This is a genomic window from Hahella sp. HNIBRBA332, assembly GCF_030719035.1.
GTDB lineage: Bacteria > Pseudomonadota > Gammaproteobacteria > Pseudomonadales > Oleiphilaceae > Hahella.
Genome location: NZ_CP132203.1, coordinates 5557156 through 5582718, shown reverse-complemented (window position 1 = coordinate 5582718; position 25563 = coordinate 5557156). Strand labels below are relative to the sequence as shown.

At 55.3% G+C, this 25563-nt stretch carries 25 protein-coding genes; 11 read left to right on the top strand and 14 right to left on the bottom strand.

The genetic code is table 11. From position 1 onward, the window contains the following. Positions 1-21: 21 nt before the first annotated feature. From thiE to O5O45_RS24680, 3 genes are all read left to right on the top strand, one after another. Positions 22-1485: a thiamine phosphate synthase gene (gene thiE / locus O5O45_RS24690; protein WP_305901976.1), complete on the top strand. Its 1464-nt coding sequence runs from the start codon at positions 22-24 to the stop codon at positions 1483-1485. Positions 1486-1552: 67 nt separating this feature from the next. After that, entirely contained in the window at positions 1553-1960 is a 408-nt protein-coding gene (locus O5O45_RS24685) for a DUF1330 domain-containing protein (protein ID WP_305901975.1), read from the top strand. Between the two features lie 99 nt (positions 1961-2059). Further along, positions 2060-2857 carry a substrate-binding periplasmic protein gene (locus O5O45_RS24680; RefSeq protein WP_305901974.1) on the top strand — a complete coding sequence of 266 codons (798 nt, stop codon included), beginning with the start codon at positions 2060-2062 and terminating at the stop codon, positions 2855-2857. A gap of 41 nt (positions 2858-2898) precedes the next feature. On the opposite strand, the gene O5O45_RS24675 is transcribed toward O5O45_RS24680, so the two are convergent. The 4 genes from O5O45_RS24675 to O5O45_RS24660 form a co-directional block, all read right to left on the bottom strand. Continuing rightward, on the bottom strand, positions 2899-4704 hold the full coding sequence (locus O5O45_RS24675; RefSeq protein ID WP_305901973.1) for an ABC transporter ATP-binding protein: 1806 nt from the start codon (positions 4702-4704) through the stop codon (positions 2899-2901). Positions 4705-4901: 197 nt separating this feature from the next. Beyond that, positions 4902-5576, bottom strand: coding sequence for a hypothetical protein (locus O5O45_RS24670; protein WP_305901972.1), 675 nt, complete (start codon positions 5574-5576; stop codon positions 4902-4904). A gap of 162 nt (positions 5577-5738) precedes the next feature. Then, positions 5739-6995, bottom strand: a complete 1257-nt coding sequence (locus tag O5O45_RS24665; RefSeq protein WP_305901971.1) for an endonuclease/exonuclease/phosphatase family protein — start codon at positions 6993-6995, stop codon at positions 5739-5741. A 267-nt stretch (positions 6996-7262) separates the two neighbouring features. Continuing rightward, on the bottom strand, positions 7263-7685 hold the full coding sequence (locus tag O5O45_RS24660; protein WP_305901970.1) for a DUF4399 domain-containing protein: 423 nt from the start codon (positions 7683-7685) through the stop codon (positions 7263-7265). Positions 7686-7960: 275 nt separating this feature from the next. On the opposite strand from O5O45_RS24660, the gene O5O45_RS24655 reads away from it, so the two are divergent. Next, entirely contained in the window at positions 7961-8620 is a 660-nt protein-coding gene (locus O5O45_RS24655) for a DUF2959 domain-containing protein (protein WP_305901969.1), read from the top strand. 125 nt (positions 8621-8745) lie between these two features. Here the strand turns inward: O5O45_RS24655 and O5O45_RS24650 are convergent, their stop codons facing one another. Continuing rightward, complete coding sequence (locus tag O5O45_RS24650) at positions 8746-9078, bottom strand: hypothetical protein (protein WP_305901968.1); 333 nt, start codon at positions 9076-9078, stop codon at positions 8746-8748. 322 nt (positions 9079-9400) lie between these two features. Between O5O45_RS24650 and O5O45_RS24645 the strand changes: the two genes are divergently transcribed. Beyond that, on the top strand, positions 9401-9874 hold the full coding sequence (locus O5O45_RS24645) for an acyl-CoA thioesterase (RefSeq protein ID WP_305901967.1): 474 nt from the start codon (positions 9401-9403) through the stop codon (positions 9872-9874). A gap of 19 nt (positions 9875-9893) precedes the next feature. Here the strand turns inward: O5O45_RS24645 and O5O45_RS24640 are convergent, their stop codons facing one another. From O5O45_RS24640 to O5O45_RS24625, 4 genes are all read right to left on the bottom strand, one after another. Then, a complete protein-coding gene (locus O5O45_RS24640; protein WP_305901966.1) occupies positions 9894-10310 on the bottom strand; it encodes a CBS domain-containing protein in 417 nt (138 codons plus the stop codon). Between the two features lie 25 nt (positions 10311-10335). Continuing rightward, positions 10336-11778 carry a dihydrolipoyl dehydrogenase gene (locus tag O5O45_RS24635; protein ID WP_305901965.1) on the bottom strand — a complete coding sequence of 481 codons (1443 nt, stop codon included), beginning with the start codon at positions 11776-11778 and terminating at the stop codon, positions 10336-10338. Between the two features lie 89 nt (positions 11779-11867). Next, positions 11868-12602, bottom strand: coding sequence for a glutathione peroxidase (locus O5O45_RS24630; protein WP_305901964.1), 735 nt, complete (start codon positions 12600-12602; stop codon positions 11868-11870). 362 nt (positions 12603-12964) lie between these two features. Next, complete coding sequence (locus tag O5O45_RS24625; protein WP_011394151.1) at positions 12965-13237, bottom strand: RNA recognition motif domain-containing protein; 273 nt, start codon at positions 13235-13237, stop codon at positions 12965-12967. Between the two features lie 664 nt (positions 13238-13901). Here O5O45_RS24625 and O5O45_RS24620 point away from each other — a divergent pair. Together O5O45_RS24620 and recQ are read left to right on the top strand one after the other, a co-directional pair. Continuing rightward, positions 13902-16046 carry a ricin-type beta-trefoil lectin domain protein gene (locus tag O5O45_RS24620; protein ID WP_305901963.1) on the top strand — a complete coding sequence of 715 codons (2145 nt, stop codon included), beginning with the start codon at positions 13902-13904 and terminating at the stop codon, positions 16044-16046. Between the two features lie 141 nt (positions 16047-16187). Continuing rightward, the gene (gene recQ, locus O5O45_RS24615) at positions 16188-17999 is read left to right on the top strand and encodes a DNA helicase RecQ (RefSeq protein ID WP_305901962.1); all 1812 of its coding nucleotides are present in this window, start codon (positions 16188-16190) and stop codon (positions 17997-17999) included. Positions 18000-18004: 5 nt separating this feature from the next. Here the strand turns inward: recQ and O5O45_RS24610 are convergent, their stop codons facing one another. The 4 genes from O5O45_RS24610 to osmF are packed head-to-tail and all read right to left on the bottom strand — an operon-like array spanning position 18005 to position 21910. Next, the gene (locus O5O45_RS24610) at positions 18005-18739 is read right to left on the bottom strand and encodes an ABC transporter permease (protein WP_305901961.1); all 735 of its coding nucleotides are present in this window, start codon (positions 18737-18739) and stop codon (positions 18005-18007) included. Further along, positions 18739-19806, bottom strand: coding sequence for an ABC transporter ATP-binding protein (locus O5O45_RS24605; protein ID WP_305901960.1), 1068 nt, complete (start codon positions 19804-19806; stop codon positions 18739-18741). The genes O5O45_RS24610 and O5O45_RS24605 overlap by 1 nt, the downstream gene beginning before the upstream one ends. Continuing rightward, positions 19803-20957, bottom strand: a complete 1155-nt coding sequence (locus O5O45_RS24600) for an ABC transporter permease (protein ID WP_305901959.1) — start codon at positions 20955-20957, stop codon at positions 19803-19805. The genes O5O45_RS24605 and O5O45_RS24600 overlap by 4 nt, the downstream gene beginning before the upstream one ends. A 29-nt stretch (positions 20958-20986) precedes the next feature. Beyond that, the gene (osmF, locus tag O5O45_RS24595) at positions 20987-21910 is read right to left on the bottom strand and encodes a glycine betaine ABC transporter substrate-binding protein OsmF (RefSeq protein WP_305901958.1); all 924 of its coding nucleotides are present in this window, start codon (positions 21908-21910) and stop codon (positions 20987-20989) included. Positions 21911-22392: 482 nt separating this feature from the next. Here osmF and O5O45_RS24590 point away from each other — a divergent pair, with 482 nt between their 5' ends. From O5O45_RS24590 to O5O45_RS24575, 4 genes are all read left to right on the top strand, one after another. Continuing rightward, the gene (locus O5O45_RS24590) at positions 22393-22629 is read left to right on the top strand and encodes a hypothetical protein (RefSeq protein ID WP_305901957.1); all 237 of its coding nucleotides are present in this window, start codon (positions 22393-22395) and stop codon (positions 22627-22629) included. A gap of 319 nt (positions 22630-22948) precedes the next feature. Further along, complete coding sequence (locus tag O5O45_RS24585; protein WP_305901956.1) at positions 22949-23293, top strand: hypothetical protein; 345 nt, start codon at positions 22949-22951, stop codon at positions 23291-23293. A 71-nt stretch (positions 23294-23364) separates the two neighbouring features. Further along, on the top strand, positions 23365-24102 hold the full coding sequence (locus O5O45_RS24580) for a PLDc N-terminal domain-containing protein (RefSeq protein WP_305901955.1): 738 nt from the start codon (positions 23365-23367) through the stop codon (positions 24100-24102). Positions 24103-24111: 9 nt separating this feature from the next. Next, a complete protein-coding gene (locus O5O45_RS24575) occupies positions 24112-24450 on the top strand; it encodes a hypothetical protein (protein ID WP_305901954.1) in 339 nt (112 codons plus the stop codon). 66 nt (positions 24451-24516) lie between these two features. Here O5O45_RS24575 and rtcA read toward each other — a convergent pair whose 3' ends face one another. Next, positions 24517-25518: an RNA 3'-terminal phosphate cyclase gene (gene rtcA / locus O5O45_RS24570; RefSeq protein ID WP_305901953.1), complete on the bottom strand. Its 1002-nt coding sequence runs from the start codon at positions 25516-25518 to the stop codon at positions 24517-24519. Between the last annotated feature and the right edge of the window lie 45 nt (positions 25519-25563).

Sequence of the window (25563 nt, the reverse complement as noted above, 5' to 3'; positions counted from 1 at the left end):
TTTTGAGAGATACCCCGCGCTATGACTGACCTGAAACCAAAAGTATGGATCATCGCCGCCTCAGACAGCGCCGGCGCTTCTGGAGTACAAGCGGATCTCGCCACCCTGCATGGGTTGGATGTCCATGGCGGTACTGCGATTACCGCCGTTACTGCACAAAATTCGCAGGAGGTCGTCAGCATCAACCCCGTTTCCGCGTCAGCGTTACAGGACCAGTTGCGGGCCCTGCGTGCGGACGGCGATGCGGCGGCGATTAAGATGGGTCTGCTGGCCGATGCCGAGCAGGTCGAGGTTCTCCGGGAATTTCTGTGCGGCTTCTCTGGGGTGGTGGTGCTTGACCCGGTGTTGGGCAGCACGACTGGCGCCGATTTCGGCCTTGCGGTGGCGGCCTTGAAAACACTGCTTCCTTATGTGGATGTGGTGACGCCGAACATTCCAGAGGCCGAGCAGCTGGTGGACATGCGCATTAGCGGACCGCCGGATATGCTGTCCGCCGCCAGTCGATTGCGTGAGCTTGGCGCCAAAGCCGTCTGGCTCAAAGGCGGTCATTCGGCGCAAGACGGTCCTTGTCTGGACTTAGTGTGGCTGTCGGAGCAGCCCTGCTGGTTTGCGCAACCGCGATTATCCGTGCGTCATAGCCGCGGCACGGGCTGCACGCTCGCCAGCGCATTGGCGGCTTTTGTCGCTCGGAGAGAAGCCCTGGCGGATGCGGCGGCGTTGGCCAGCGCCTATGTGAGACAGGGATTGCGTCAGGGATACGCGATTGGCCCCGGACCCGGCCCCATTGCGCGCCAGGGCTGGCCTGTGCAGATGACGGATTTTCCCAGAATTGTCGATCGCCTGGATTGGCTGGATTATTCTGCTTTTCCCGATTGCGGCGAATCGCCGTTGGGATTGTATCCGGTGGTGGACTCGGTGGCGTGGCTGCGTAAGTTATTACCGCTAGGGATTGACACCTGTCAGTTGCGCATCAAAAGTGATGACCTGACCTTGTTGGAGGCGGCCATTAAAGAAGCGGCGGAATTAGGCCGGCAATACGGCTGCCGCCTGTTTATCAACGACCACTGGCGACTCGCGATCAAGCATGGCGCTTATGGCGTACACCTGGGCCAGGAGGATATTGCCGACGCAGACCTGGACGCCATCCGTGACGCCGGTTTGCGCCTGGGCGTAAGTACTCATGGCGACTACGAATGGGCCCGTGCGGCGGCGGTAAAGCCCAGCTATATCGCCATTGGCGCGATCTTTCCGACACAGACCAAGGAAGTGCGCATAGTCGGTCTGGAGAAACTGGCCCGCTGGGTTGCGTTACTCGACGGTCACTACCCACTCACCGCCATCGGCGGCATTAATCTTGATAACATCGAAGCGGTCCTGAACACCGGCGTCAGCTCTGTAGCAGTGGTGTCTGCAATTACACAGGCGCAGGATTTTCGTGAAGCCGTGGCAAACCTGAACCGCAAACTTTTGAAAGGAGCGGAATAACGCGGCATTATGCTGACCCAGTGCGACGCAGGTCGATGGAAGCCTATGATTTAATGGAGAAAAAACGATGGCCTCGATTAATCCTGACTGGGAAGAACTTGCCGGATTGTTAACCCGGATGCCACCGGATCAGCCCGTTGTCATGCTGAATCTGTTGAAGTTTCATGACATCGCCGCTTATGCGGACGCCTCTGTCCGCTGCAGCGGTAGAGAAGCCTACGCAACTTACTCGCAGACTGCGCTGCAGACGGTACGTGAAGTCGGCGGCGAGTTGCTCTGGATGGGGCGGGCCCAGGCGTCGGTGATAGCGCCAGCGGGCGAGAAATGGGATGAGGTTCTGTTGGTGCGTTATCCCTCTATCCAGGCATTTCACCGCATGTTGTCCATGCCCGACTATCAAGCCTGCGTTATTCACCGCACCGCCGCTTTGGCTGACTCCCGTCTGATCGCCACCACGGAGCATACGCCACTGTGAAAATGCAGGGGTGGTCGGGAGAGAAATTGAACAATTTGTGCTCAGGGTCAATACTGAAAATTCCTGAAATGGAAAATCACGACATTCGGGATCAATGCAATGACTCTTTCTAGAGGCGAATATGCCCGAAGAACCGGCGTTTTGGGCCTGTTGCTATGGTTAGCGCTGACCAGCGCGGCGTCTGCTGATTGTGAGCGTCCGCTGTCCGTAGGCTGGGAGTCCTGGCGTCCCTACATGTACAAGAACGAGGAAGGGCGCCTGAGTGGTCTGGATATAGAACTGATTCAGGCGGTGGCGGACCGGATGGGGTGTCAGCTGGAGTTTTCTGAGACGCCTTTCAAGCGACATCTGTTGCAATTACGCCAGGGTAAAATTGATCTCGCCACCTCGGTGCAGAAGACGCCTGAACGTGAAGAATATGCATGGTTTTCACAGACCTATCGCACCTCGGCCTCCAACCTGATCATTCGCCGTGAAGACGCCGACCGTTACCACTTCAAATCCTTCAAGGAAATGACTCAGAGCCGTTTCAGACTGGGTGTGACGCGGGGTTATTTCTATGGCGAGAACGTCAACGAATACATCGAGAAAGGCGGTGGAAAGTTACATGTCGAAGACGTGGTGTCTGATGAACTGAACTTGATGAAGCTTCTGGCCAAACGTGTGGACGGCATTTTCGCCGACCCTATCGTGATTTACAGTCTGGCCAGAGATATCGGCAGGAAGGACGATATTGCGGTACACCCTCTGGATCTTGTTACTTCCACTTTTTATATCATGGGAAGTAAGGCGTCCATATCGCCAAAAACCATGGATAACCTGAACCAAGCGCTTAAGGATATGCGACAGAGCGGCGAATTCGCCGCCATCGTTGACCGCTATCTGGCGGGAGGTTAAGGCGTCTCAGTATGGACGCCTTAAGGTTTCCGGAGCTTACTTCAGGAAAACACCGTTTCCACTTCCGCTTCGCCGCCAGTTTGCACCTGCCATTGCGACCAGTACATGCCCTTGCGCTCCAGCAACTGGCGATGGTCGCCCTGCTCCACCACCTTGCCGTGATCGACCACAACAATATTGTCCGCATGGACAATCGTCGAAAGACGGTGAGCGATCATCACCACGGTGCGGCCGTGGGCGATGTGTTTCAGTGAGCGCTGAATCGCAGCCTCGGTTTCGTTGTCGACGGCGCTGGTGGCCTCGTCGAGCACCAGAATCGGCGGATCTTTTAATAGCGCGCGGGCTAAAGACAAGCGCTGGCGTTGGCCGCCGGACAGCTTGACGCCGCGCTCGCCGACAGGCGTATCCAGGCCTTCCGGCAGACGTGCGATAAATTCCCAGGCTTCCGCCGTTTTGGCTGCGGAGACGATCTCCTCTTCACTGGCGGTGGGACGGCCATAGGCGATGTTGTCGCGAATACTGCCTTCGAACAGGAACACATCCTGACTGACCAGACCAATGGCGCCGCGCAGTTCCTTGAGAGGCAGCTGTTCGATGGGCGCGCCGTCCACCAGTATCGCGCCCTGCTTGGGCCTGTAAAAGCGCAGCAACAACTTGATCAGCGTCGACTTACCGGACCCGGTGGCGCCGACCAGCGCCAGCGTGGAGCCGGCTTTGACCTGCAAATTGACGTTTTCCACACCGCCGGCGCCTGCAGAGTATTCGAAGCTGACGTTTTGGAAGTCCACTTCACCGCGTATGGGCTGTGGTAAGGAGCGCGAGCCTTCGTCGCGCACGTCGATGGGGGTTTCTATCACGCCCAGGATGCGGCGGGTGCTGGCCATGGCGCGTTCGAACAGATCCACGGTTTGCGCCAGATTGGTCAACGGCCATAGCAGACGCTGGGTCAGGAACACCAGTACGCCGTAGGCGCCGGCGTTGAGCTCGCCGGACAAGGCCTGCATACCGCCCACGGTGAAGGTGGCGAGAAAGCCCGCCAGAATCGCCATCCGAATAACCGGAATGAAGGCGGAGCTGACCGCGATCGCCCTGCGGTTGGCCTGAACATAGGCGTCGCTGGCTTCGCGCAGACGCTCGGATTCCTGAGCTTCCGCCGTGAAGCTCTTGATCGTGGCGATGCCGCCGATGTTATTGGCCAGACGCGACGCCAGCCCGCCCACTTTTTCACGCACGTCCGCGTACAGAGGATTGGCCCGTTTCAGGAAGAAGAACGCGCCCCAAATGATGATGGGAATCGGGGTAAAGGCCAGCATGGCGATAAAGGGGGAGATCGCCAGGAAGACGCCGCCGACGGCGATCACAGTGACGAACACCTGAATCAGGTTATTAGCGCCGCCGTCGAGAAAACGCTCCAACTGGTTGACATCATCATTGATGATGGAGACGAGCTGCCCGGAACTGCGCGATTCGAAGAAGGCCATATCCAGACGCTGGACGTGATCATAGGCGTCCTGACGGAGGTCAGCCTGCAATACCTGGCCCAGATTGCGCCACATGATCAAGTGGAGGTATTCGAAAATGGACTCGCCGGCCCAAATGAAAAACGTCAAAACCCCTAACGCGAGGATCTGCTGCTGTGGGGTGTCGAACCCCATCGCGGCGACGAAGCTCTGCTCTTTATTCACCACAACGTCGATGGCGATGCCGATGAGAATTTCCGGAGCGATGTCGAAAAGCTTATTGATGATAGAACACGAACCGGCGGCGATGATGCGTCGCCGGTAGCCACGAGCGTAGCGCAGCAGGCTCAGCAGCGCCTGAAAGCTGGACTGGGATTGCGAGGCCATAGGATTCCTTGTGTACAGACTGGAAGGGACGCGCCGCGCGCGGCGCGACAGACTCATCAGCCTATCCTTTGACGGTGTAAATGCAAGTGGTAATTATTCTAATGAAGACAAGTAGATGGCGTTCGATGTTGAGGGGCATATTCAAGACGAAAAAAAACCGGAGACGAAGCTCCGGTTTTCGTACGCCGTGACGGATATCAGGCTTTGCCGGCGGAGGTTTTGCGGTTCAGGATGAAGGCGCAGAAAGCAATCGCCAGCAGCGCGGGTACGCCAGGTTCGCTTACCGGTACGGACTCGGTTTCCAGCTTTAGTTTGATATTGCCGCCGTTATAGCCCTTGTCAGAGTAGCCGAACAGGAAGTCGATGCCGTCATTGGCGGTGATCAGACTGCCGCCCAGAGCGAACAGGTCATTGGCTGCGTTCAACGCGGTCAGCGCAGCGCTGTTCAGCACGATATCGATATAGCTGTAGTTGCTGCTCCAGGACACGCGGGTGGCGCCGAACAGTTCGCCGGAACCCAGATCATTGTATGCGTTAACGCCGCCAAAGCCGGACAGTAAGGTGCTGATGTCGGTGTTGACGTCAAACAGAGCGAACCACTCGGAATAATCGTTGGATTCGTAACCGTTGCAGGGGTTGAAGATGCTCAACGTGGCGGAAACGATGGAGCCTTCCACATCGCTCATGTCAAAGGCGAAGAAGTTGTTGTGTTTCTTGCCGGCGTAGTAGTTGGTGTTGCTCGGCGAGTGATAGCCGTTGGACTTGTACCAACCTGAGTCGTAAGCGTTTAAAACCACAGGCGTAGCCTGAGCGGCGCTGCTCAGGAAAGCGGTCAGCAGAAGCGAACAGAGAGCGGCGTACAACTTTGACATGCGTTACCTTTACAAAAGCAGTTAGAAAGTCACGTTATAAAACTGTCGGCAATTGTACGCGTTAGTTATTTAAATGTAGGTAAAACAATGTCAAACGCAGTTACTGAGTGTAACTGCGTTTTGCAGAAGAAAATCAGAGAGAAATCAGGAGAGGGCGCTTGCTCAGCGTAGACGGATATCCACCCACACCAGGCGGTGATCGGAGCTGACGGCGCCGCCTTCGCCAACCAGTCGATACAGTTCGTCGTCAGCGCTGGGCCAGAACACGCCGGAGTTAACAATTGTCAGATCGGTAGAGGGCAATACATAGTCGGTGCGCAGGTTGCCCGGGTTGGCGTCGGTAAAGTCTCCGGTGTCCTGCGCGCGATTGCCGATTTGCAAGGCGTTGGCCTCTCCCTGCCTGAACGCGGCGTCCGCCGAACCGGCGCTCATTGGTGTATGTTTAACATTTACGCGAGGGTGCTCCAACAATTGCGCCATGGGATTTTGTGTGGCGTCGCCGTCAAAGGGGTCTGCGTTTTCGTCGCCCATGATCACGAAGCTTTCTCTATCGCCCAGTCCGCCGCGTCGACCTGCGTCATCCACAATGTAACGGCTGACGCGACGACCGGAAATGTAGTCCGCCCAGAAACGAATTTCATCATGATTGCGGGTTCCGTTACGGTCCTCAGGACCATCGAAAACCGGCGGTGTGGGGTGGCTGACCAGGGCATGAATGCGGCGTCCACGAATATTGATGGGCGCGTCCCAATGACTCTTGGAAGACAGTCGCACCACTTCCAGCTCCTCGGGACTGAACCAGTCCGCAGGCGCGTCTGTGTCGGGATTATCCGGCAGCAAGGCGTTGGGCATGTCCCGCCAGAGAAAATGCTGAAAAGTGCGTGTCCGTTGCTCCTGGATGGGGTATTTGGATAACAGCAGCATGCCGTACTGGCCTTCGAAGACGCCAAAGCCGAAAGCATCGTTGGCCAGCTCGAACCCGGACTCGCCGATGACGCCATCGTTATTGAGGTCAAAACCGGACGCTACGCCGGTGTTGGAAGGCGCGGAATAAACGTAAGGGTAGATCGCCGGCGCAGCGCCATTCTGGCTGACCGACAGGTAATTCTGCTGGAACAGACGAGCGGCTTCTCCCGCGGCGTCGTAGTCAAATTCATTGATCAGCAGCACGTCCGGCTGGGTGCGCTGAATAATTTCCGCCACCGCCTGTATCTGGGCGTTGTCGCCGCTGTTCAGATCCGCGATGAGTTCTCCCTGCGCCGACCGGTTCAGCGATGCATTGAATGTGGCGAATCTCACCGTCTCTGGGGCATGGCGGTCACGCCAGTGAGAATCTGCGGATGCCAGGAAGGGATGGGCCGCCAGTGCGCCGCCCAATAATAAGCGGGCTGCTGTCCCAAGCAGTTTGGACGCATTCATGATAATCCTCTTTATCCAGCAATATTTGACATGTACGAAATGCAAACGGCGCGTCGCACTCTGGCTTTGCCAGATTAGAGCGGGGTTGGAATCGAGCCGTTGCGGGAAGACAACCAATGTCAAAGAGCCGCCGGGCCTGTTTACAGCTCGAATGACAGGCCGGCGTTCGTTTCTAAGGGGCGTCGTCTCCAGTTATAGAGACGCATTATTAAGAAAAGATGATAGCCGCAGGACCATCGCTTCGTTTTCTAAATAGCGGTGACGCCCTTACTTTACGGTGATGGTGATTTTGTCAGACACCACAGGATGCGCGTGGGGCTGGTGCAAATGATCGCCCAGGATCAATTGCAGGGTGTGCTGTCCAGGCGGCAGTTCCAGTGTGGTTTCAGTCTGGCCGCCGCCAAAGTGTTTGACGTCCGCGCCCAGGGGCATATTCATGTCCGGCATCTTTTCGCCGTCGATGAGCAGGTGATGATGTCCGGTATTTTCGCGCTCAACGCCAGCCGGCGCTACGCCCATGCCTTCCAAACCGAAGCGCACTACGAACTTGCTGGACACAGTTTCGCCGTCAGTTGGGGAGATGATATAGGCTTTGGCGTTTTCAGGGTTGGCGGTCTTGGGCAGGCCTGCGGCCATTGCGACGCTGCTCAGGCCAAGCAAGGATACGGAAACTAAATGACGAATTTTCACGGATTATCTCCATTATGTATGGTTGAGGTTGTTGTAGAAACTGTCGCCGGCCTGGTTATGGTTATAAGTGCGTGGCCGATCTTCTTGGTGTCGCGCGTTAACGCGCGGGCTTTACTCCGAAGCGACATAATATCGTTTTCCCCGTCAGGGTGGGTATAAATAGTTTTAGGTTGCGAATCATGGATTTCCGCCGTCAGCGGCTGATTTGCAGCGCTGGAAACCAGCGCCTACAATCCCCCGGCGCATTGTTATGAAATCAGGATAAGGAACTTGCCATGTCTTCTCTGTTATTCCGTCTACCGCTGCTGATATGTCTTTTGCTGGGACTGTCTGCGTGTCAGAGCGCCTATTACAGCGCCATGGAAAAAGTCGGCGTGCATAAGCGCGACATCATGGTGGATCGCGTTGGCGCCGCCCGTGACGCTCAGGAGGAGGCCAAAGAGGAGTTCAAGTCCGCGCTGGACCGGTTCCAAAACATGTTCGGCAAAAAGGATTCCACGTTGCAGAAGCAATACGATCAGCTCAGCGCAGCGTTTGAAGACAGCGAAGATGCGGCGGAAGAGGTGAGCAAGCGCATTGATGCAGTGGAGGACGTGTCCGAAGCCTTGTTCGAAGAATGGGAAGAGGAGCTGGAGCTTTACACCAGTCCCAAGCTGAAACAGGACAGCGCCGCCAAATTGGCCGCCACCAGGAAAAAATATCAGCGACTCATCACCGCCATGCGGGCGGCGGAAAACCGTATGCAGCCGGTGCTTAACGCACTGCGCGATCAAGTGCTGTATCTTAAGCACAACCTGAATGCGTCCGCCATCGATGGTCTGAAAGGGGAGCTGCGCTCAGTGGAGAGCAATGTGTCCAGACTGGTTGCGGATATGGAGAAATCCATCGCCGAAGCGGAGTCTTTTATCGCGACTTTGAGCGACAAGAAGGGCTGATTTCAGGATCAGGCGGTCGGGAGCGACGAGGCTGGGGAACGGATGGGATTATGCTCTGCCGGGCCAGCTGCAAACTTGCGCTGAAGGGACAATTCCTATTGTCACCCGGCGGACGGAGATAAGGCTCACGCAGTGGCGCGCCCCGGCAGGACTTTCAAATGGGCTTCTCGACTGGCCTCCACGCGGCCGCGAATGGACTCACCGTGAAAATGCGCAGGCAGGTGCGCGGCGGGATGATTGTCACGCCCTTCCAACTCCACCCGGCTGACAGGGGTTCCCGTCATTTTCAATAATGTGTGCGCCATATCCTTGGTCATGCTGACGTCGGAAAGTTTGGCGAATTCGACGACGTTCTGCAGAACATCGGGATCGGTGAGACGCAAGGTTCCCAGGTTTTCTTCTTTGAAACGGCGACGCAGGGTCTTCAGAATATTAAACATTTCGTTGGTGTATAACATTGCCCGCTCCTTGTATCGGGCGGCTCAGCGCCCGCAGTTGAGTTCTTTACTGTCCCGGACTCCCTTAGCCGCCGGGAGCGATTCTGCAAATAAACTCGGGTTGATGTCACATCAGGACGCCAAAGATCCTGAGTCACTATGCAGTGTAGACAGCGGCAAGTCCCTATTTCCGTTGTGTTTTTGCTTCAAAAATCTGAAAAACGTAATCTTGTTGGATGAGTTCACATAAATCTGGTTTGCGTTAATCTAAAAGGGCTGCTACCGGTTCCCCATACCCGGTGGCGACAGCCTGCAAACCAACAAGAAACGGAAAAAACGTGAAATGACCTATGTCGATGCAATCAGTTGGGACATGCTTAACCCCTTCATCATGCCCATCAAAGTTCTTGAGCCGCACACAGACCGGCTGGGACACACCAACAACACGACCTACCTCAATTGGATGGAGGAAGTCAGCTGGCGCCATATCGACCCGCTCGGGATGAGTTGGGCCGCCCACGAAAAACTGGGCAAAGCCATGGCGATCACCCGTACGGAAGTGGATTATCTTGCTGCTTCTCATGCTGATGATGAATTGTTTATCGGCACCTGGATTACGGCGTGCGACGGACGTTTACAGTCCAGCCGTCATTTTCAGATTTTCCGCCCCGCGGACGGCAAAACCATTGTTCGCGCTAATAGTTATTACGCTTGCATCGATATGAAGAGCGGTAAACCGACGCGCATGCCGAAGGAGTTTGTAGACGCGCATCGTAAAGCCATGGAAGCCCATGGCCTCACGCCAGCGTCGGATTGACCGGTGACGCAGGGATGCGTCAGGAGTGCTGACTGCACAGTAACTGCTTTTGCTTGAGCGCCACCAGTACGTGAGTGCGGCTGATGACGCCCACGAGTTTGCCGTCGTCCACCACCGGGTAAACTTTGGGGCGATGGTCGTCCATATAGTTGGCCAGATCGACGATGCTCGCCTCCGGGTCCACCGTCACGGTGGCCTTATGCATGACTTCGCCGACGGTGGCGGGCGCGTCGCAGTGATAGCTGCTCAGCAGCAGTTTCTTGATGCAGTCCTTCTCGGATATGAAGCCGATGACGTGCATATGTTCATTCACCACCGGCGCGCCGGATATCCCTTTTTTCAGAAGGATATCCACCGCCTCGATGATTGAGGCGTCGGCGGCGACGAACGCGGGGTGCGTGTCCATAAAGTCGCTGATTTTGATGTCTGCGTTCATAGCTTACCTCCTGCAATTGACTGGCTTAGGCGCCGGGACCACAATCGAGACAACGTTCGATCACGTCTGGCCCTAAATGGAGCTTGCTGTTCAGATCCCGTAGCGCTGTGCGCACGCCTTCCTCTATCACCGGATGATAAAAGGGCATCTCCAGAATCTGGCTGACCGTCAGGCGTTGCTGCACGCACCAGCTCAGCAGGTGAGCGATGTGCTCCGCCGCCGGGCCGAACATTTCCGCGCCCAGAAACAAGCCCGTGCCTTGCTCTCCATACACTTTCAGCAGGCCCAGATTTTTACCCATTACCCGGCTGCGTCCCTGATCTTCAAAAGACACTACACCTTCAGCATAGCAACTGCGGCAGCGTTCTTTCACCTGATTAATATTCAGCCCCAAAAACGCAATTTGCGGATCGCTGAACACCACGCCAATGGGCGTGCGTCGCTTGCCGGCGCGAATATCAGGGTAGCGGCCGGCGTTGTCTCCGGCGATGCGGCCTTCATCTGCAGCTTCATGTAGCAGCGGCAGGTCATTGTTGGCGTCGCCGGCGATGAAAATAGAGCTATCGCCGCATTGCATCGTGTAACGGTCGAATACCGGCATGCCCTTGGCGTCCATTTGCAGTTCCGCCTTTTCGATATCCAGATTATCGACGTTGGGACGGCGCCCGGTGGCGGCGAGAACGTACTCGAAGGTTTCCGTTATCTCACTCTGTTCTTTGTCCAGGAAAGTGATCGCCACGCCCTGTTCTGTGCGTTTTACGCCGGTAACTTTGGCGTCGGGATCCAGAGGAAACTCGCGATTAAAGACTTTCTCCGCATAGGCGCGAATATCCGGGTCCTGAATTGGGCCAATGCCTCCGCCGACGCCGAATATGCGTACGCGTACGCCGAGCCGGCTCAGGGCCTGACCCAACTCCAGACCAATGACGCCAGGGCCGAACACTGCGACGCTGGAGGGCAGATCGCGCCATTCAAACAGGTCATCGTTGATGATCAGACGGTCGCCCGCGTTTTTCAAAAAGGGCGGCACATTGGGTCGTGAGCCGGTGGCGATGACAATGCGCTGCGCGTCAACGATCAGGTTGTCGTCCACTTGTAATCGATGGGGAGAAAGAAACTTCGCTTTGCCGCGGACCTTATGTTCCGCAGGAAATCCTTCCACCGAATCCACCACGAATCCGGCGAAGCGATCACGTTCACTGCGCACCCGTTCCATGACTTTGCGTCCATCGATATGAGGATTGTTGGAAGCGACGCCAAACAGATCAGAGTGGCGATGGTGATGGGCGGCTTCCGCTGCGGCGATTAACAGCTTACTGGGCATGCATCCTACGCGGGCGCAAGTGGTGCCGTAGGGCCCGCCTTCGATCAAAAGCACATTTTGCGTGTGCTCGCGCGCGGCGCGATAGGCGCCCAAGCCTGCCGTACCGGCTCCAATAATAGCTACGTCCACTTTGCGTATTTGCACTGGGTTATCTCCCCTGCTTACTGTATTCCTGAACTCTGAGACAGTCGGTCCGGCTGTGCTTGCGCCGGACCGACGATGGCTTACGCGTATTACTTGGCGAAGTGGGCTTCCAGATCATCGGCTCCGCCGATGCGCTGTCCGTCAATGTATATTTGCGGCGTAGTGCCCTGGCCTGTGACCGCCTGTAGCGTGCTGTAGCTAAGACCGTTGGCGCCCAGAACGATGTTCTCAAAGCTGATGCCGCGATCGTTCAGCAGCTTGTGCGCCCGGGCGCAGTGTGGACACCCTGGTTTGCTGAATACAGTGACCCGGCTGGGCAATACCGCCTCTTTATTAATGTAGTTGAGCATGGTGTCGGCGTCGCTCACTTTGAAAGGGTCGCCCGGCAATTCCGGCTCGATGAACATTTTCTCAATCACGCCATCCCGCACCAGCATGCTGTAACGCCAGGAGCGCCTGCCGAAACCCAGCTCGCTTTTTTCCACCAACATGCCCATGCCTTCGGAAAACTCACCGTTGCCGTCTGCGAGGAAGTAGATATTTTCCGCTTTCTGGTCCGCCTTCCAGGAGTTCATGACGAAGGTGTCGTTAACAGACAGACAGATAATCGCGTCTATGCCGTTTTGCTTGAATACGGGGGCCAGCTCGTTGTAACGCGGCAAATGCGTGCTTGAGCAAGTAGGCGTGAATGCGCCCGGTAGGGCGAATACGATGACGTTTTTACCTTTGAACAGATCGTTAGTGGTCACCTGAACCCATTTTTCTCCTTCACGCAGATTGAAAGTAACGCTGGGTACGGTTTGTCCTTCTCTACTCTGTAACATTCATTGATCCTCAGTATTTCGTTGCAAATTCACTTGAGCCCGTGGCTAAGCGGTTAATTTTTAAGACGGAGGTAGTGTCGCAGAGATTTATGATTGAATAAATTTATAAAAAAATATCAATTCGATTGTTAATTGCTATAAAAGGATGTGGCGGAGATAGTCAGATGCTAACAGGCTCGAAGCAAGAGCAAGAGCAAGAGCAAGAGCAAGAGCAAGAGCAAGAGCAAGAGCGTTAAATAGTGAGAAGGTAAGGATGATGAAAAAGTGGGAGAGAGGGGGAGCTTAGGACTCTACAAACAAAACGGGCGCCGAAGCGCCCGCCTTGTCAGTCTGCCGAAACTGCGCAGACCGCAGTAAACTGCTTAGTAACGTGGTCTGCGAGCTGGACGCTCTTCACGTGGCTTAGCTTGGTTTACTTTGATATTGCGGCCTTTCAACGCTGTGTCGTTCAGACCCTTGATAGCGGCGTCCGCTTCAGAGTTGTTCGACATTTCGACAAACGCGAAACCTTTGGACTGGCCGGTATTACGGTCAATGATCAGGTTAGCGCTGGTAACTTCTCCAAAAGAGGAAAAAGCTTCTCTCAATTCTTCTTCAGTGACGCCGTAGGCCAGATTTCCAACGTAAATATTCATATCGATCTCGTGTGATTTATGCGTTTTCCACAAATAAAGTGACGCCGCAAGCAAACGCACAAATTCGCGGAGTCGCCATCAGCTGATTAAGCTAACAGAAAGCAGTCTAGCAGTAATCTTTAAGGTTGTATGCATTTTATTCAGGTTTTTATTAAAAAAGTTTGATGTTCTCTATAAAGTATTGAATATAAAGAAAAAAATCAAAAAAATTAGCCCAAATTTCAGCTCAAAAAGGGCCCTTTTAACCAAAAAAAGGGCCGCTTAGAGCGACCCGGAAAATAACTCCAACTGGAGTTTTAGCATTCGTTGCTTCCGCAGAGAACAAGCGGCGGATGAAATAGCGTCGCTTGCAGAAAATTCAAGGGAGAACATTGTTGCAGCATATAAATAGCATCTTTTTTATCCAGATCAATTTTTCAGCGATTCAATCTGAAAAAGACCCATTATGGACAACTCATTACGTCAGGCTACCGGGGGAGCATTAAGACGGAATTATGTTAAGGAATGATGACGCCGCCGCTGACGCCAGGCCCCATAAACAGGCCGTATTTGTTAGCCCGAGTCTTAAGAGACTAGGCCCTATTGTCGTTTCGCGAGGTTGTTTCTTCACCTAAAATTAAGGTTTTTTCATACTTGCCAAATACTTAATTCCGGGACGACCGCGATGACCACGCTCAGAAGGACGCTTACGCTAACTCTGCTTACAACACTGCTCGCCGCCTGTAGTGACGGCCCTAAGGTGTCTCAGGACGCCAAGGTGATCGAAGACGCTGGCGCGTTGCGACCGGAAACCGTGGGCTCCTCTGAGATGGTGTTCGAGTCGGAGCAGGCTGTCGCTGACGTGAAGCCCGGTTCAGTGATTGTATCCGGCGCCTCGGACAATGCGCCTTATGGCTTTCTAAAGCGAGTCAAGAGTAAGACGGAAGAGGATGGCGCTACAGTCTTATCAGTAGAAGACGCGCAACTTACGGATGTGGTGGAGGAAGCCGACGTTTCTCTGAGCGGCGCGTTAAATCCCAGTGCGTCTCCAACGCCGCGTTTAGCCGCCAAGGGGCTGGATCTATCGGCGCGAGGCATCACCGTATATTCTCCTGGCGAATCGGCGGATTTACCTGACGCCTGTGCGGATAAAGATTTCCGTGTCGCTTTCGAGGCCACTGAGGCAGCCCCCTATGTCACCGTCACCGGGTGTGTGGGATTCAGCAGCAACTTCATTTTTGATCTGGAAATCGAGCATTTCCAGGCGACGCGCGCAGAGTTTGTCGTGGACAGCAAAATCGGCAGCGCCCTGGCGTTGAAGTCTGATGTCGAGCTGGCCAGCATTAATCAGAAAACTGAATTGGCGCGTTTTGATGTGGATCCGATTAATTTCCAGATTGGGCCGATACCCGTAGTGATCGTGCCGGAAATTGTGTTGGTCATGGGAGTGGACGGTAAAGTCGACGTCAATGTGGACATCAGCGCCAGTCACGAGTTAAGCGCTCAGGTGGGCTTGCTGTACGCGGATAATCGCTGGTCCACCGTCAACGAAAGCCAACAGAAATTCGATACGCCTTTGCCGCAGGGCGACGGCGCCGCCAACGCCCGCGTTTACGCGGGTCCGGAAATGGAGTTCATGTTCTACGGCGTCGCTGGTCCTGGCGCCAATATTTACGTTTTTTCCCGCATGAATGCCGATGTAGACGCCCTCAATCCCGCCAAATCCAACTATGAGTTGTGGGCGGGCGCTCAAGCCGGGGCGTCCTTCCGGGTGGAAGTGTTTGATAAGACGCTGTTCAAGATTCACGAATCCAATCTGATCGGCTATGAAGGCTTGATCGCTTCCTCTGAGTATGACGGTCTGGCGCCGCCGGGTACTGGCAGAGTGATTGGCGTTATTGGCGACGCCATGCAAGGCAAACTGGTCAGCGGAGATGATATTATTCGCGACAATCTGTCAGGGGAGCTTGTGGACTTATTGAAAGGACTCGCCGCAAACGAAGATGATTCAGATGGCGGTTACACAGTGGCGGAAGCCAACGCTCGTCCCCGCTGGCGCGAACTGAAAATCGCTGGGCGTTGCCTGCAGCCGGATTACGTCGGCCATCTTGCGATGATTCGTCCGGTTGCCTGCGATGGCGGCGATAAGCAGAAATGGTGGTGGGACACCAACGGCGCAGTGCATCCCAAAGCCAACGCCAAACTGTGCATCGATGGCCTCGGCGTCACGCCAGGCGTCAATCTGGCGCTTTGGGGATGTCATGGCGGCGACAATCAGGAGTGGGCCTTTGAAGATGGCCGTATGCGCAACAAACGCAGTGAGTCCCTGTTCGTCACCTATGAAAAAGATATCTTCAACTGGCTCGACTACGCCCAGTTGAAAAGCCTGAAAGAAAATACCGATAAACAGTTCGCTCAGTGGGGGCAGGAAGAGCGCGTCAACGGGGTGGCCGCCTCTCATTTCCGTCCGCTAAAAAGCGCCCGCAGTGGATTGTGTCTGGGTGTACAGACAGGGAGCTCGTCCCCTGAGCTGCAGACATGCGGAAACGCCTCCCAACAACACTGGTTTTATGACAGCGTGGCGCGAACGCTCTATAACGCGGCGGGAGACTGTCTGAGCCACCATGGCGAGAACTATAACGGCGCAACCTTATTCGTGGAGACCTGTTCCACGTCCTCGAATCAGACGTTCGATTTCGCTGACGGCGCTATCAGAACGACGTCGGATGCGGCGATCGTCGTCGATGCATACGGCTCTGAGGAAGGCGCGGTGGTAGGTCAATGGATGTTCCATGACGGCGCCAATCAACTCTGGTTGTGGGGCGAGTGAGACTTTATTGATTCACTTTTCCTGACTCTGCTCTTTGACCGCTCAGCTCTTGCGTCAATGCTCTATGGATGAGAAAAGGGGATAATCCGCCAGGGTTATCTCTACTGTGAGCCCAGGCTGCAACCTGTATAATGCGCGGCTATGAAACGCATATCATCTTCTCTTCAATCGCCACTGCAGGCTTTGCAGACCTTATTCGGGTACGACGCATTTCGCGGCCCGCAGGAAGCCGTCATCGGGGAACTGATGGCTGGCCGGGACGCCTTGGTCTTGATGCCTACCGGCGGCGGCAAATCGCTGTGTTATCAAATTCCCGCTATCTTGCGTAATGGCGTGGGGGTGGTGATATCCCCTTTGATCGCATTGATGCAGGATCAGGTGGACGCCTTGAGACAGGTTGGAGTCAACGCAGGTTTTCTGAATTCCAGTCTCAGTCTGGCCGAGTTGCGGGATATGGAGCGCGCGCTGCTGGACCAGGAGCTGGACATGCTCTATATCGCGCCGGAGCGTCTGACGCAAGAGCGCACGCTGGAGCTGCTGCAACGCACGCCTATCTCCCTGTTCGCTATTGATGAAGCCCATTGTGTGTCGCAATGGGGCCACGATTTCCGCGCCGATTATCTACAGCTTAACTTGTTGCAGGAGCGATTCCCTCATGTGCCCAGGGTGGCGTTGACCGCCACCGCCGACGAACGCACCAGGAAGGAAATCGCCGAACGCCTGGGGCTGACGGAAGCGCAGCATTTCATCAGCGGTTTTGATCGTCCCAATATTCAATATCGCATCACCCAGAAACAGAACGCGCGGCAGCAGTTGTTGCGCTTTTTACGCGCTGAACACGCCAACGACGCAGGCATTGTTTACTGCTTATCCCGTAATAAAGTCGAGCAAGTGGCGGAATGGCTGTGCAAAGAAGGCTTCAACGCATTGCCGTATCACGCAGGCTTACCGGCGGATGTGCGCCAGGAGCACCAGCAACGGTTTTTGCGGGAAGATGGCGTTATAGTGGTGGCGACCATTGCTTTCGGTATGGGTATTGATAAGCCAGACGTCCGCTTTGTCGCTCACCTCGACCTCCCCAAGAGCATTGAATCCTATTACCAGGAAACCGGCCGTGCGGGACGTGACGGACAGTCGTCCACCGCTTGGATGGCCTACGGGCTGCAGGACGTAATCAAGCTGCGGCAGATGATGGAAGGCTCTCCTGGCGCGGAGCAATTCAAACGGGTGGAGAGGCAGAAGCTCGACGCCATGCTGGGATTGTGTGAAATCGTCAGCTGTCGCCGTCGCGCATTGCTGCGCTACTTTGGCGAGAATGCGCCGGAGCGGTGCGATAACTGCGACGCCTGCCTGAATCCTGCGGAGACCTGGGATGCGACCGTGCCGGCGCAGAAGGTTCTGTCCTGTATTTATCGCACGGGTCAGCGCTTTGGCGTCAATCATCTTATTGATGTGGTGCGAGGCGAACTGACCGACAAGGTGAAACAGTTTGGTCATGAACGTCTTCCCACTTTTGGTGTTGGCGAAGATCTGGATGTGGCGCAATGGCGCTCGGTATTGCGCCAGCTAACTGCGAGGGGGCTGTTGAATGTGGATCTGGACGGCTTCGGCGCCTTGAAGCTGACGGAATCCTGCCGGCCCATTTTGCGCGGCGAACAGGAAGTTCGGTTACGGCGAGACGTAAAAGAAGTGATGTCGAAAGCGCCGCGACGCAGTGGCGAATCGTTACGTGAAGAAGATCAACCTTTATGGGATGCGTTGCGCATCCGTCGCAAGGAATTGGCGGAAGAACAGGGCGTGGCGCCTTATATGATTTTCCATGACGCCACGCTGATGGAAATCTTGCGCCATCGTCCTCAGAACGACATGGAGTTTCTGGCTCTCAACGGCGTCGGTAAGAGCAAGTTGGAGCGTTACGGCGAAGACTTCATGGAGATTGTTCGCAACGCCTGAGAGTCTCAGGCGGAGGCGTTTTCTATGCGTTCGAAAATGGCGTCTGCGGCGACAGCGAGCAAGGCCACCAGGATGGCGCCCTGTAGCACGTAGGCGGTATTGCCGTTGATCAAGCCCGCCACGATGGGGTCGCCGAGGGTTTTGGCGCCAATGGTGGAGCCGATGGCGGCGGTGGCGATGTTTATAGTCACAGAAGTGCGTACGCCGGCCATGATCACTTTGAAGGCGAGAGGCAGCTCCACCTTCCATAACACCTGCGACGGCGACATTCCCATACCGCGCGCCGCCTCCAGCACTGCGCTGGAGACACCTTCCAAACCAGCGATAGTATTACGCACCACCGGCAGCAGGCCGTATAAAGTCAGGGCGACCACCGTAGGCGCGCCGCCAAAGCCCGTCATGGGAACCGCCAGCGCGAGCACGGCGACGGGAGGAAAAGTTTGACCAATGGAGGAGACGTTATTCACCAGGGGAAGGAAATCCCGTCCGGACTCCCTAGTCACCAATATGCCGGAAACAACGCCGACTACCGTGGCGATAAGCCCTGACAGCAACACCAGACCTGCGTGGCTCAGCACTAGGCGCCAAAAGCTGTCGCGGTCATAAACCACCTGTGAGGCATCAGGCTGCAGCCAGCGAAAGAGCGCTTCCATGTGGGGAAACAAGCTGGCGCACAGTATTAACAGCAGTGCGGGCGTCAATGCCCTCCAGGGCGTGCGACGGATTGAAGCCCGCCACATCAGGCGCAACCTCCCACCAGATCCGCCATGCGCACTTCCGCCAATAAGGCTCCGTCAGAAGACAAAACCGGCAATGCAGCGACTTTGCGCCACAGCATTTTGGAGATCGCCAGCTTGACGCTGTCTTCCGCCTGCAGACCCATGTCCGGCGTGACCTCAATTTCGCGCCAACAATAGCTGGCGTCGCCGTCCACGGTTGCCTGCAGTAATCGCACTGGCGTATTCGTTCCATCAACGGCCCACAGTCTTCCCGCGCCCTGACATGGCGGCGCAGCGCCCTGTATTCGAGGTGGATCGGGACGCATGATGTCGCGCACTTGTTGGCAGGACGCTGCTTTTAAGCCCCGGTCCTGGCTGCCGATAATATTCTCGACGAAGTGGTTCGCGGGGTGGTGCAGAATGTTTTCCGGCGTGTCGTACTGGATAATCTGGCCAGCGTCCATCACCACCATATGGGTGGCGAGCTTCAGGGCTTCTTCAATATCGTGGGTGACGAAGACGATGGTCTTTTTAATCTGCGTTTGAATCCGCAGCATCTCCTCTTGCAGGCTTTCCCGGGTAATAGGGTCTAGGGCGCCGAAGGGTTCGTCCATGAGCAGAATATCCGGATCCGCCGCTAACGCACGCGCCACGCCAACGCGCTGCGCCTGCCCACCGGATAATTCATGGGGCATTTTGTCTGCGAAAATTGCGGGGTCGAGCGCGAACAGCTCCAGTAATTCATTGACCCGATTTTGTATGCGTTGCGGCTCCCATTTGAGCAGACGAGGAACCACGGCGATATTTTTCGCCACGCTCCAGTGAGGAAACAAGCCGATGTTTTGAATGGCGTAGCCGATTCGCCGGCGTAGCGCGTTAATCTCAAAGCTGGCGATTTCCTGGTTATTAATCAGAATGCGCCCCTCGTTGTGCTCCACCAGTCGATTGATCATTTTCAATGTGGTGGATTTGCCGCAGCCGGAGGTGCCTACCAGCACGCAAAAGTCGCCGCTGGCGATGTCCAAAGAGAGGTTGCGTACGGCGTAGTGCTCGCCGTATTTCATGGATACGTTATCCAGTCGGATCATGGGGCGCCTCGGGCTGTGGCGGTCAAGAATGCGAACAGGGCGTCTGCGGCAAGCGCGAACAGGATCGTGGGAATGGCGCCCAAAAGCACCAAATCCATTGCCGCCTGACCCAGGCCCTGAAAAATGAAGGTTCCCATACCTCCGGCGCCGATTAACGCGGCGACAGCGGTAAGGCCGATGGTTTGTACGGTCATGATGCGCAGGCCTTCCAGAATCACGGGAGCCGCCAATGGCAGGCGTACCTGCAGGAATACCTGGCTTTCACTCATTCCCATGCCGCGAGCGGCGTCAAGAACCGGCTCAGGGGTTCCGGTGAGAGCGACGTAAGCGTTACGGGTCATGGGTAATAAACTGTAGCCAATCAGTGCGATCAACGCCGGGGTGAAGCCGATCCCCTGAACGCCGATAGCGCGCAGCCACTCAAACTCATTGGCGAGGTAACTCAGAGGCGCGATCAATAGGCCGAACAGCGCCAGGCTGGGGATGGTCTGCAGCACATTGAGCACTCCAAACAGCCCGCGCCGGGCTTTTTCTGAGCGCGTCGCCCAGATGGCGAGCGCCATGCCCATCAGCGCGCTGGGCAGCATTGACCAGAAAACCAAGTTGAAATGCGCGCCCATCTCCGTCACGAACTGGCGTTGTCGGACATGAAATTCTTGCGCCAGGGATAACTTCTCCAGTACGCCAAAGGAGTAGGCGATTGCGATGCCCGCGACGACGGCGGTGACGCCGGCGAGCTTCAGCCAGATTCCGGCCTGTAGCTTGTGGCAGGCTTCGATCATGATCAGCGCCGTAAAGAAGCCCGCGAGCCAAAAGCCGCTCCCCAGCGCCGCCCGGCCATGGCGCATGCCTTCGGTTGCGCGTTCCAGGCCGAATACGCCCGCCAGCAAAGGTAATAACGCGACTATTGCGGTCGCCATCAGCAATATGGCGTGATAGGCGTGGCGGTTGGGACGCCAGGATAACAAGGCGATAATGAGCGCGCCGCCGAAAACCGGCAGGCTCCATTGAAGGGAGAGAGCGTCCAGTAACGGAACGCCTTCACCAGGAAGTATGCGGTTCGGTTGGAAGGACGCAAAATCCAGAAACAACAGCGCCGCGATGGCCAGGGCGGACATGGAAAGCGTCACGCGGTTTGCGCGTTTCAACACGCTGCTGTCTCCCACCGGAAATGTCGGGGTTAGAGCAGTCCAGCGGATTTTAGGAACTCCCGGGCCACTTCTTTGGGATCCAGACCGTTAACGGCGACATCGGCGTTGAGACGCTGCAGCGTGGTCAAGTCGAGCTTTTGGAATATTGCGTCAATCATCGGTCCTAGTTCTGGATTCGCTTTCAGTACTTCGCCGCGTATTACCGCTGCGGGCTCATAGACCGGTTGTACGTTGCGCGGGTCCTGCAGCACCACCATGTCGAGCGCGCTGAGGCCGCCGTCAGTACCATACGCCATCGCCGCATTGACGCCATTAGTGCGTAAGGCGGCGGCGCGAATGGTCGCAGCGGTGTTGCCGCCGGATAATACCAGCAGCTGATCGGCGTTCAATTCAAAGCCGTAAGCTTTCTGAAAGGCGGGCAGGGCGAATTCTGACTCCACAAATTCTGCGCTGGCGGCGAGCTTTATCTCTCCGCCATCTTTCAGAAAGCGTGAAAGGTCATCCAAAGTCGCCAGTTTTTGCTCTCGCGCCAAATCGCCGCGCACGCTAATCGCCCAAGTGTTGTTGGCGTCAGCGGGATGTAGCCAGACTAGATTGTTGGCGGCGAGATCTTTTTCTTTTGCGGTGGCGTAGGCTTTAGCGGGGTCTTTCCAGACAGGACTGTCCGCCATATCGAAGAAAAACGCCGCATTACCCGTGTATTCCGGATAAACGTCTATCTGGCCGTTGATCAACGCGGTGCGGACGATTTTGGTGGCGCCCAGTTGGATGCGATCTTCTACTTCATAGCCGGCTTTTTCCAGCCGCAGCAGAATCATATTGCCGAGCACGGAGCCTTCCGTGTCGATTTTGGAAGCGACGACGATCTTGTCTTTGGCCGCGACGTGAGTGGCGATGGACAGGCCCAGTACAAGGGCGGCGGCAAGTCGTCCAAGTCTGCTCTTGCGATTCACGATATGTCTCCTGTCGGTCAGGTCGGTAGTTCAATCAGGGAAGCGGCATGAGGATCTTATTCGTTTGATGCGCCCACTTTTCCTGCCGGGAGGCAGCAGTGTCCCCCAAGGCGCGTCTTGATTCAACCTTGGCCAGGCAATGAAGAATGGGATTGATAGTTTGTGAGATCCCGTATGCGAAAACCGAAACTACGGAGATAAGTGGTTGACATGGCGCGATAAAATGGAGTCTGATAGCCGCTCAGCACATGCAAGAAATGCAAGGGGGAGCCACATGATGACTCAATCAACTCATCAAAGAAGAGCCAAGGATCTGCGATCTACTAAAGGTTGCTCTGTCTCCTTAGCTTTCCGTGTGCTGACGAACCACTAAATACAATCTATCAGCCGCGGAACCCATCGCGGCTGGTTGGATGTGCCTGAAGTACCCATAAATACCCTTCCTTCCCGATGTGTTCCCGGCGTATACCGAGGAATGCACAATGAAAAAGTTTTTCGTTCGTTTAAACGCAGTTGCGCGTCGCATTTTTGTTGGAGCGCCACGCATTGATGGCTTCTATGGCATGAACGATCATTTGCTGAGAGATATCGGGTTGGAGCGAATCAGCGGAAAAGGCGTTCAGTTGAGAGATAAGCCTGAAATACTGATCGAACGTAAGCGTCCCGCCCGTGAAAAGGCGGAGACGCCTCTTCCGATACCTGAATTGACGAAGATATAGACCACCGCGCCGCAGCCGATCGGGTTGCGGCGCTAATCTATGTAGTCTCGCCTTTCTTTCGGCGCCTGAATCACGCCTTTCCTGGATTATCCTTTCTCTCCGTTCGATACGCCTCACTCCACATTTTCATGCATCTTCACTATTAATGAACGACGTCACACTCCGCACACTGTAATTTTGAAGTAATTACGCACTCTTTTATTAAATATCGGTTAGAATGCGCGGAAATTTTTTCGCCCTTCATTTTCAGGGAGAGCGCCGGTCAATCGCATTTCTTGCTAACGGCGTTTATAGGATTTAGATATCGTAGCGTTGGTTTATGCAAAAACTCACTTCATTTCTGTTTGTGTTTCTGGCTTGCGCCGGCATTCTCGTGCAGGTTTTTGTGTCCTGGTATTGGACGAATACGGAAGCGCCTCAGCAGTTCTTAGACTTTTTCATCTCTCTTTACGGTTACGCGCCAGCCTGGTCGGAATGGGCGTTCAGCTTTAAGCAGAACTCCTGGTGGCCTCCTTTGGCTTGCGCGCTGTTATTGATCTTGGCCATAAGTAACAGGCGGGCGCAAAGTCTGCTGGGTATGGCGGCGGGAGTTTCCCTGTTATTTGCGGGCGGCTTGGTTTACGCCATGTATCCCCTGCATTTGATGATGCAAGCGCCGGTCTAAGCTCTCGTTTATTCGGAGCCGCAAAACTGAGCACTTCTATTTACCTGAAGTTATAGAGTAAGAAGTTAGAAATGCCTATTTTCGCAATTTCCATTATTTTTCAAGTCGCTCTGGTCATGCACATAGTGAAGACGGGGCGTAGTACGACCTGGATCTGGATCGTGGTCATGTTGCCCTTCGCCGGTTCTGTGGCGTATTTGCTGGTGGAAGTTCTACCAGAGCTGGCGGGAAGCCGGACAGGTAGAAACGCGCAGCGTAAAATGCAGTCTATCGTCAACCCCGACAAGGCGGTCAAACAGGCGGCCTTTAACTATTCCATAACCGATAGCGTGGAAACGTCTATGCGGCTGGCGGAAGAATGGTTGGCGAAAGGGATGTACGGGGAAGCCAAGGCGATGTATGAAAAGTCCCTGAAGGGTATTCACCAGACTGACCCTCACATCATGTATGGTCTCGCTAAGGCGGAATTCGGCCTGAACAACTTTGGCGCGGTTCGTTCGGTGATGGACGATCTGATCCGCCACAACCCTGACTTCAAAAATGCGGAAGCGCATCTTCTATACGCCCGAGCGTTAACGGAACTCAATGAGACTTCCGCAGCACAGCACGAGTTTGAAGCGTTGGAAGCCTACTTCCCCGGTCCTGAAGCCAGTTATTGGTTTGGGATGTTCCTGAAAGCCCAGGGCAGGGAAAGAGAATCGCAGGAGCAGTTCAAGAAAATTCTGGAAAAAGCGAAAATCTCCGGCAGGCACTATCACTCCTACCACAAAAAGTGGCTAAAGCTGGCCAAGCAGGAATATACGGGTTGATAGATTCGCGTGATTGAGTTTTCAGAACATAATCGGAACGCACAAGTTCTGGCGCTGCATTATGCGCGTAGACTGGGGGACGATTATGTGGTGGCGGTCATGTCTTCGCAGAGGGAGATCGCCACCTCTGAAGAAGCGTTACGGGTGGCGGCCTGCTTTTGGGAGATGACCGATCTGGCGGTTGAGGACTATGACGCAGAGCGCACTGTCGTCGGCATCGACGATCTGCAGTTCTGGATGTATAGGCTGTTCAATCACGTTTATGGCTATCTAACCAAAGCGGGCTTTCTTGATGAATGGAAGCAGGCTTCCCGAGAGCAATACCAAGAAGGGTCTTATCAAGAGTAAGCTGCAATCAAAGTAAGGAGAGGCGGGGCTCCTCTCCATTAGCACTCCCATTACTTAATCGCGTCATCAGTCCATCCACATGATAGCGCCGTCACACTCGATTTTGCGTGACGTGAACAGTTCGATGACTTCCGCATTGGTCTGTGCATGCAAAGACCACTCGGCAATGGAGAACCGGCCGCCTCCCGCCACCAGCATGGGCAGCATCATCTGATCCGTCAGATGCTCATCCAATACCGCGTTGCTGTCCAGATAGGACTTCACCTTCTGGCTCAGCAGCTTGGACACCAGCTCCGCCCGTCTTCGCACCTGACCCAGTTCGGAAAGACAGATACGATGGCCGTCGAACTGCAGGTCCACCGCCAGCAGGTTGCCGGCGCAGCCCGCTTCCGGTTTGCGCTGCCGTGACTCATGCACCGGGTGTTCGCGCAGCGATAAGTACGCCTGTACTTCCCGCTCGCCCACTTTGCCGGGAATGTTATAGCAATAGGCGGTCAGGCGGCTGTGGTTCAGCTCACCGCGCTCAAGCCGCTCAATCGGGCGCAAAGTCTCCGGCTGTATGCGAATGCGCCATTTACCGCCGCCGGCGGGCATGAAGCCCCAGCGTTCTGTTTCCACTTCGATTTTAGCCCCCATGTCCCGCAATAGCGGCAGGAAGGAGCGTTCAATCTCTGTTAAAGGAGGGGCGAAAGGGTTATGGGTGCCGCCGCCGAACTCAACAGTGGAGGCTCCTTCCGCCTGTAACAGAGGCAGTAGTACGGTTTGGAACACTAGCGCCGTGCTGCCTGCGCTGCCCACATCGAATTTGTAGTCGCCGCCTTTTATCTGGCCAGGTTTGAACGTCAGCCGTGAGGAGCCCAGCTCCGCCCCGTCCACTTTTGCGTTGCATATCGCCTGGGCGGCCTTAACGCAAGTCAGATGTTGACGCATTAGACCCGGTTTGGGGCGTTTACCGCGGATATGGTTGATTTCTATTTCTTTGCCGTACAGCATGGCCAAGGTCAGGGAGGATCTGAGAATCTGTCCTCCGCCTTCGCCCATGCGTCCGTCTATTATTACTTTATCCATTATAAATACCGTACAACTAATCGTGTTGGCGGCGTGACGCCGCCT